2 pseudogenes are annotated in these 1,612 nt (G+C 76.1%); one reads left to right on the forward strand and one right to left on the reverse strand.

What is annotated here, in order from left to right:
• Window positions 1-432: 432 nt before the first annotated feature.
• A pseudogene (locus tag EAO71_RS37330) lies at window positions 433-1,138 on the reverse strand (serine/threonine-protein kinase); the annotation flags it as partial.
• 171 nt (window positions 1,139-1,309) lie between these two features.
• Between EAO71_RS37330 and EAO71_RS37335 the strand changes: the two are divergent.
• Window positions 1,310-1,612 (forward strand): annotated as a pseudogene (locus tag EAO71_RS37335) (zinc carboxypeptidase); the annotation flags it as partial.

Raw genomic sequence — 1,612 nt, forward strand, 5'->3', positions numbered from 1 at the left:
GGTCAAGGAGCGCACTTCGGCCATACTGTCCGCGTGGGGACGCTGATCGGCACGTACGCCCTGGCTCTCGTACGCGCCGATCAGCTCGGTCCAGCGCGGCGGCAGCCACCGGGTGCCGCTCGGCGAGTGCGGCAGTCCGGCCGTCGACGCGGTGAACTGCGCCAGCACGTCGGCCGGTGCGGGCGGCGTGGGGTGGAGGGTCCGGCGATCTCGTACTGCCGGATCACCTCCTCGGCGGCACCGCGTCGCGGGCGGGCTCGGCGCGCGGCGGCACCGCGTCGCGGGCGCGGGCGATCCGCGGGTCGGCGGTCACCGTGGGGGCCAGGGAGTCGGCCGGGGCGGTCGGTGCCGGCACGTCCGCCACGACCGGCGGGACGGCCGGCGAAGCCGCGTCAGGTCCGGTGGGCGCTCCCTGCGGCCGCGCGGCCAGCGCGTCCAGGATCGCCCCCGGCGTCGGACGCCGGGCGGGGTCCTTCGCCAGGCAGCCGCCCACCAGGTCCCGCAGCCCGGCCGGGACCGTCGCCAGGTCCGCGGACTCGTGGACGGAGCGGTACATGAGCCCCATCGGGGTGCCGTCGCCGAAGGCGCGCCCGCCGGCCGCCGCCACCAGGACGGCGCCGAGCGCGAACACGTCCGCGGCGCCCGTGACCTCCTGGCCGAGGGCCTGCTCGGGCGCCAGGTAGCCGGGGGTGCCGAAGGCCGTGCCGGTGGCCGTGAGCCGCGTCGACTCCAGGGCGCGGGCGATGCCGAAGTCGAGGACGCGGGGGCCGTCGGCGGCCATGACGATGTTGCCGGGCTTGAGGTCCCGGTGGACGAGACCGCAGGCGTGGATGGCCTCCAGCGCCTCCGCGAGCGCGGCGCCGAGCGCGCGCAGCCGCGGCTCGGGCAGCGGTCCCTCGGCGGCGAGCAGTCCGGAGAGCGTGGGCCCGGGGACGTAGGCGGTGGCGAGCCAGGGAGCCTCGGCGTCCGGGTCGGCGTCCACCACCTGGGCGGTGTGGAAGCCGCCGACCCTCCGGGCGGCCTCGACCTCGGCGCGGAAGCGTTCCCGGAAGGCCGGATCGGTGGCGAGTTCCGGCCGTGCGACCTTGACCGCGACCGCGCGTCCGCCGCGCGAGCGCGCCAAATACACGGTGCCCATGCCGCCTTCGCCTAGCTTGTGCTCGACCTCGTACGTGCCGATCAGCGTCCCCACGCGGACAGTATGGCCGAAGTGCGCTCCTTGACCGGTGCATGCCACGGCTCCACCATGTGGCCGGACACCCGCACCAGTTTCGTCGCACACCCCCACACTCCCCACCCAGGAGACAGCATGCGACTTCGCATTCGCGGAAGAAGGTCCGCCACCCTCGCGGCCTTGCTGGCGCTCGCCGTGGCGGCGCCGCTCTCCGTCAACGCGACACCCGCCGGGGCCGACCCGGCGCCGACCGCCGCCGCCGAGGAGGTGATCCGGCAGTACGAGATCGCCGGACCCTCCACCCCCGCCGCCCGCACCGCACTGGCGGCCACCGGGGTCTCGGTGGACGAGGTCGACGCCCGTTCGGTCGTGGTCAGCGCCAACGCCGAGCAGCTGCGGCGGCTCAAGGCCCTCGGCTACACCCCGAAGGTGCTGCCC

The sequence above is a fragment of the Streptomyces sp. MS191 genome (genome assembly GCF_008042125.1).
GTDB lineage: Bacteria > Actinomycetota > Actinomycetes > Streptomycetales > Streptomycetaceae > Streptomyces.